This is a genomic window from Bacilli bacterium (assembly GCA_036381315.1).
In the GTDB taxonomy this organism is placed as follows: Bacteria; Bacillota; Bacilli; order Paenibacillales; family KCTC-25726; genus DASVDB01.
Window position 1 is genome coordinate 22,468 of record DASVDB010000062.1, and the last position, 6,937, is coordinate 29,404.

At 49.9% G+C, this 6,937-nt stretch carries 4 protein-coding genes and 1 rRNA gene; 4 read left to right on the forward strand and 1 reads right to left on the reverse strand.

All coding sequences use genetic code 11. From position 1 onward, the window contains the following. Positions 1–24: 24 nt before the first annotated feature. Entirely contained in the window at positions 25–1,935 is a 1,911-nt protein-coding gene (gyrB, locus tag VF260_04860) for a DNA topoisomerase (ATP-hydrolyzing) subunit B (protein ID HEX7056513.1), read from the forward strand. Here gyrB and VF260_04865 read toward each other — a convergent pair whose 3' ends face one another. Then, positions 1,936–2,688, reverse strand: coding sequence for a YheC/YheD family protein (locus VF260_04865; GenBank protein HEX7056514.1), 753 nt, complete (start codon positions 2,686–2,688; stop codon positions 1,936–1,938). 222 nt (positions 2,689–2,910) lie between these two features. Here VF260_04865 and gyrA point away from each other — a divergent pair, with 222 nt between their 5' ends. The 3 genes from gyrA to VF260_04880 all read left to right on the forward strand — a co-directional run. Then, positions 2,911–5,379, forward strand: coding sequence for a DNA gyrase subunit A (gyrA, locus tag VF260_04870; protein ID HEX7056515.1), 2,469 nt, complete (start codon positions 2,911–2,913; stop codon positions 5,377–5,379). Positions 5,380–5,423: 44 nt separating this feature from the next. Continuing rightward, entirely contained in the window at positions 5,424–6,488 is a 1,065-nt protein-coding gene (locus VF260_04875) for an HD-GYP domain-containing protein (protein HEX7056516.1), read from the forward strand. 357 nt (positions 6,489–6,845) lie between these two features. Next, positions 6,846–6,937 (forward strand): 16S ribosomal RNA (locus VF260_04880); the annotation flags it as partial.

A 6,937-nucleotide genomic window follows, 5' to 3' on the forward strand; every position in this document is an offset into this window, starting at 1 on the left:
AATGATGGAGCAGGTGAATGAATCGTGTCTGTCAATCAAAACACTTATGACGAAAGTCAGATTCAGGTACTGGAAGGATTGGAAGCGGTCCGGAAACGTCCGGGTATGTATATCGGTTCTACGAGCAGCAGAGGGCTGCATCATCTGGTTTGGGAAGTCGTGGATAACAGTATAGACGAGGCGCTGGCCGGCTACTGCACGAAAATTGACGTGGTTGTGCATAAGGACAATAGCGTAACGGTAACCGACAACGGCCGCGGGATTCCGGTGGGCGAGCATCCGAAATTGAAACGCCCGACTCTGGAAATCGTTATGACGGTGCTGCATGCGGGCGGAAAATTCGGCGGCGAAGGCTATAAAGTATCCGGCGGTCTCCACGGGGTGGGCGTGTCGGTGGTGAACGCCTTGTCGGAGCAATTGATCGTTCGGGTAAAGCGCGACGGCAAAATCTTTCAGCAGGAATATAGGCGCGGCGTGCCGCAATATGATGTGAAGGTTGTCGGCGAAGCGGACGGCACCGGCACACAGACTACGTTCCGCGCGGATCCCGAAATTTTTACGGAAACGACGGAATATGAACTCGAAGTGCTGCAGTCGCGTTTGCGCGAATTGGCTTTTTTGAACAGAGGCATTGAAATTAAGCTCACCGATGAGCGGTCGGATACGACGAATACGTACAAATACGACGGCGGCATTGTCTCGTTCATCGAGTACTTGAACCGCAACCGCGAGCCGATTCATCCCGAGCCCATCTATATCGAAACCAGAAAAGACAACGTGCAGACGGAAATCGCGCTGCAGTACAACGAAGGCTACAGCGAAAATATTTATTCATACGCCAACAACATCAATACGCATGAAGGCGGAACGCACGAAGCGGGCTTTAAAAGCGCGCTGACCCGCATCATCAACGACTATGCCCGCCGCTACAACCTGATTAAAGACAACGACGCCAACCTGACGGGCGACGACGTGCGCGAAGGCTTGACCGCGATTATTTCCGTAAAAATACCGGAGCCGCAATTCGAAGGCCAGACGAAGACGAAATTGGGCAACAGCGAAGTGCGCGGCGTCGTGGAGTCGTCTTTTTCCGACAAATTCACGCAATTTCTTGACGAAAATCCGGCTGTCGCCCGCAAAATTTTGGAAAAGGGCCTGCAGGCGGCCCGGGCGAGAGAAGCCGCGCGCAAAGCGAGAGAACTGACCAGACGGAAAAATGCGCTTGAGGTAAGCTCGTTGCCGGGAAAACTGGCGGATTGCGCGACGAAAGACGCTTCGATCAGCGAATTGTACATCGTCGAAGGGGATTCCGCGGGTGGCTCGGCAAAACAAGGGCGGGATCGCAACTTCCAGGCGATTTTGCCACTGCGGGGCAAAATTCTGAATGTGGAAAAAGCGCGGCTCGACAAAATTTTATCGAATGCGGAAATCCGCGCCATCATAACCGCGCTTGGCACGGGCATCAGCGACGATTTTGACATCAGCAAAGCGCGCTATCACAAAGTCATCATCATGACCGATGCCGACGTTGACGGCGCGCATATCCGCACTTTGCTGCTGACGTTCTTTTACCGCTATATGCGGCAAATCATTGAATCAGGGTTTGTTTATATCGCGCAGCCTCCGCTGTTTAAAATTGAACGAAACAAGGTCGTGCGCTATGCGTACAGCGAAAAGGAAAGAGACGCAATTTTGCAGGAGTTCGGCGAAGGCGCCAAACCGAATATACAGCGGTATAAAGGGTTGGGCGAAATGAATCCGGAGCAGTTGTGGGAAACGACCATGGACCCGGAAAGCCGCACGCTGCTTAAAGTCAATATCGATGATGCGATCGAGGCGGATCTGATCTTTGATACGCTGATGGGCGACAATGTCGAGCCGCGGCGCGATTTTATCCAGCAGCATGCGAAGTTTGTAAAGAATCTGGATATTTAACTACACCCGGCCATAAGCTTTCGCGTATCGATACACTTTCCGAAAAACCGATTTGTCGCGAAGTTTGCGGAATATATAGGGATCGGGCCGCGTATTGACTTCCAAAATCCACGGGTTGAACGATTCGTCGGTGGCAAAATCGAGCCCGATTTCATTGAACCGCCTGGATTTTCGTTCATATTGCGCAGCGCATTGCAGCCCGATGTTTGTCAGTTTGCCGATATATAATTTTATTTTTTCCTTTGGCAAATAAGGCGACAGCAAAACATAGACGTCTTTCGGCGTTCCCCCGCTATGATAGTTGGTAACAATGCGCCCCGGCCGGGCCAGCCGCCCGATAATCCCGGTCGCTTCCCAAACCTTCTGCGGGTTTTTTTGCACCATCAAGCGGATATCGAATGGACGGTTACGATATTTCAGCAGATGAATGCCTTTCTGAATCATATACGGCTTTGCTTTTGCCTTGCGTTTGACCGCATTGTAAAAAGTGTGGTAGGAAATATACTTCCGGCTTCCGCGGCTCGTGTACAGCCGGAAAATGCGATTTTCTCCGGTCCGCACTTCCGCTTTCATCACACCCCTGCCAAACATGCCGTGCACCGGTTTGATATACACCATGCCGTGTTTCAGGAGCATGGCGTGCAGATTGCGCCGCCCGAATTTTCTGCTCTCGGGAATATAAGAAGCCAGTTCGGGATTCTTCAGCAGAATGGCGGTTTTCTTCCATTTGCTTGAGATATAAGGCTGCTTCACTCTTGCCTCTCTCCTTGCGGAATAGTCAGCAAAACCTAAGGCAAAACTGCTTGTATAGTGTATGATGCGCATGCTGAAATGGCATCGGCGAATGGCGGGAAAAAGTGGCGTTCATGATTGGCTGATTTGTGCTCATATGGTTAAAACATTATAATTGAATTATGTGTAAAATAGGCATTTTTGGCGGAAGTCCCGGCAGATATATGGAGCAGGAGGTAAAGTATGGCAGAGGAAATGCGATCTTCATTGAAGGATAGAGACATTGGCGCGGAAATGCGCAGTTCCTTTATGGACTATGCGATGAGCGTCATTGTCAGCCGCGCGCTTCCGGATGTGCGCGACGGTTTGAAGCCGGTTCACCGCCGCATTTTGTACGCGATGTCCGAACTCGGCATGTCGCCGGACAAGCCGTTTAAAAAGTCTGCCAGAATCGTCGGCGAAGTAATCGGAAAATATCACCCGCATGGGGACGCCGCCGTTTATGAAACGATGGTCCGCATGGCTCAGGATTTCAACATGCGCTACATGCTGGTTGAAGGGCACGGAAATTTTGGCTCGATCGACGGCGACGCCGCGGCGGCGATGCGTTATACGGAAGCCCGTTTGTCCAAAATGGCGATGGAACTTCTGCGGGAAATCAACAAAGATACCGTAGATTTTGTGCCGAATTACGATGGGGAAGAACAGGAACCGCAAGTATTGCCGTCGCGTTTTCCCAATCTGCTGGTTAACGGCGTTTCCGGGATTGCCGTCGGGATGGCGACCAATATCCCGCCGCATAATCTTGGTGAAGTGATTGACGGTACGCTCGCTTTGATCAAAAACCCGGACATTACGCCGCTAGAACTCATGCAATATGTGAAAGGCCCCGATTTTCCGACAGGCGCTTACGTGCTTGGCACCCAAGGCATCAGGCAGGCGTATGCGACGGGTCGCGGTTCCATCACCATGCGCGCGAAAACGACAATCGAAGAACACAACAACAAAGCGAGAATCGTCGTCAATGAAATTCCGTACCAGGTGAACAAAGCCAAGCTGGTCGAGAAAATCGCCGAGCTTGTTCATGATAAAACGATTGACGGCATCACCGATTTGCGCGACGAGTCGGATCGGACCGGCATGCGCATCGTAATCGAATTGCGTAGGGATGTAAATCCCAATGTTGTGTTGAACAATTTATTTAAACATACGCCGATGCAAACGAATTTCGGCGTCAACATGCTGGCCTTGGTCGACAATGAGCCGCGCATTTTGAATCTGAAGGAAGTACTGCATTATTATTTGCAGCATCAAATCGTTGTTATACGTCGCCGCACTGAATTTGAGTTGAAAAAAGCGGAAGCGCGGGCCCATATCCTTGAAGGGTTGCGCATTGCGCTTGATCATCTCGATGAAATCATCAACCTGATCCGTTCTTCGCAAACGGCCGAAGAAGCGAAAGCCGGCCTCATGGCCCGTTTCCATTTGAGCGAAGAGCAATCGCAAGCCATTCTGGACATGCGGCTGCAGCGTTTAACGGGCTTGGAACGGGAAAAGATCGAACATGAGTACCAGGAATTGCTCGGCAAAATCGCCGAGTACAAGGCGATCCTGGCGGATGAACAGTTGGTTCGCAATATTATCACGGAAGAACTGACGGAGATTAAAGAAAAATACGGCGATGAGCGCCGCACGGAGATCACCTTCAGCGAAGAAAGCATTCTCGATGAGGATTTGATTCCGCAGGAAGAAGTCATCGTCACGATTTCCCACACCGGATACATCAAACGATTGCCGGTCAATACGTATCGCAGCCAGAAGCGCGGCGGCCGCGGCGTGATGGGCATGGATACGAAAGAAGACGATTTCGTCGAGCATTTGTTTACCACCAACACGCATCATTATTTGCTGATCTTGACGAACAAAGGCAAAGCGTACCGCATCAAAGCGTATGAAGTGCCGGAATTGAGCCGGACGGCGAGAGGAACGCCAATCATCAACCTGATCCAAATCGAGCAAGGCGAAATGATCAGCGCGGTGATTCCGATCAAAGAATTTGCCGACAACCAATATCTCTTCTTTGCAACGCGTCAGGGCGTAGTCAAAAAGACTCCGCTATCCGATTACAGCAATATTCGCAAAGGCGGGCTCATCGCGATCAACATAAAAGAAGACGATGAATTGATCGCCGTCAAGCTGACGGACGGCAAGCGGGATATCATCATGGGGACCAGCCAGGGCATGTCGATTCGGTTTCCCGAGCAAGATGTGCGCTCAATGGGAAGGGCTTCTACCGGAGTAATGGGAATTCGCCTCACGGAAGACGATAAAGTGATTGATATGGACGTTGTTCAGGAAGGCCAGGATGTGCTGATCGTAACGGCAAACGGATACGGCAAGCGCACGCCGATTTCGGAATATCGCGTTCAATCGCGCGGCGGTAAAGGCATCAAGACAATGAACGTGACGCCCAAAAACGGCCATGTTGTCGGATTAAAAATCGTAAGCGACGAAGAAGATTTGATGATTATAACCGGATTGGGCACACTGATACGCACGAGCATGGAGGGCATCTCCACTATGGGACGCTACACGCAAGGGGTTAAACTGATCAATATCCGCGATGAAGACAGCGTGGCAACAGTCGCTGTAGTGGAAAAAAACCACGAAGAGGAGAAAGAAGATCAACCCGAAGACGGCGCTACAGAATAAATATGCCGAATCAATATTTTTAAAAAGGTGACGGTTAAATGGCAATTGTTCAATTACCGATCGCTCGCGTTCGAGATGGTGATGTGATTTGCCAGGACGTTTTCACAAAAAGGGGCAATCTGCTATTCAGCAAGGGTAGAACGATTACGCCGCGGGACATCGAAATTTTGCAGGCGTTTATTATTCCGTCGGTGGCAATAGACACCGACGCGTCGCAGGATCACGAACGATTTCAGGATATTATGAAAAATACTGCTGAAGCGGCCCAGATTGCTCCTTTTTACGTCGAATATGATAAACTCGTCAAATTGTTAAAAAAGGCGTTTCCCGCCATTGCGGCAGGAAGTTTTCCGATATTGGACATTCGCACGCAATTGGAGAAATTGCTCGCCCAATGCCAGGATTATAAAATCCTTTCCTTTACGCCGCCCAAATCGGCGCCTGCGGATTATTTTTACCATAAAAGCATTCAGGTAAGCTTGACAGCGCATATGCTGGGCAAATGGCATGGTTTGCCGTCCAAGGATTGGACGCAAATCGCCCTTGCCGGGCTTTTTCACGATATCGGAAATGTAAAAATTGATCCGGGTATTTTGCAAAAGCCGGGGAAGCTGACGCGGGATGAATTCGAGGAAGTAAAAAGGCACACGGTATATGGCTATCATTTGCTTCGCGGTATTCCCGGGATTAATGAAGGCGTAAAATTGGCGGCGCTGCAGCATCATGAACGCGAGGACGGTTCCGGCTACCCGCTGGGCGCGAAAAGTGAAAAGATTCATATTTACGCCAAAATAGTCGCGATTGCCGACACGTTTCATGCGATGACCGGGAAAAGACATTATAAAAATCGCATCTCGCCCTATCTTGTTCTGGAAGAAATCTATAATTCCTCGTTTGGCAAACTGGATCCCTCGCTTGTCCTGAATTTCATAGAACGTGTAACCCAGCTTCATAACGGAGCGACTGTCAGGTTAAATGACAATTCTGTCGGCGAAATTATTTTTACCGACCGCATGAACCCGACACGGCCCTGGGTTAATGTGAACGGCAACATTATTAATTTATCGTTGGAGCGAAACTTGTATATTCAGGAACTGGTCAAGCATTGAACAAGCCCATGGAAATGCCTTTGGCAATATGGTAAAAGTTTCGACAAAAATTTCGGTTTTTCCACTAATTGTTGTTGACTGGCCGGCTTGACTTGTGGTATCTTATTACTCGCCGCCGAAAATTGCGGCAAAACGGCGTAGGCAAAAGGCTTGAGCGTTTCGACAAAAAATCGAATCTGGAAGAAAATAACGCTTGATTCTTTGCCGGCCGGGTGATATATTATAAAAGTCGCCTTCACGCAAGAGCGAAGGCGAGAAGGCAAGCAACAGGCAACTTGCTCCTTGAAAACTGAACAACGAGTGCACCAAAACAAGCAAGTAAGCGCAAGCTGAATGATGAGCTATTATCAGCTCTCTTTATTGGAGAGTTTGATCCTGGCTCAGGACGAACGCTGGCGGCGTGCCTAATACATGCAAGTCGAGCGGAGTTACAAGGAAGCTTGCTTCCG

What these genes read in the sequence shown, in the direction of transcription:
- gyrA (HEX7056515.1), top strand. Translation starts at nt 2,911, where the DNA reads ATGGCAGAGGAAATGCGATCTTCATTGAAGGATAGAGACATTGGCGCG.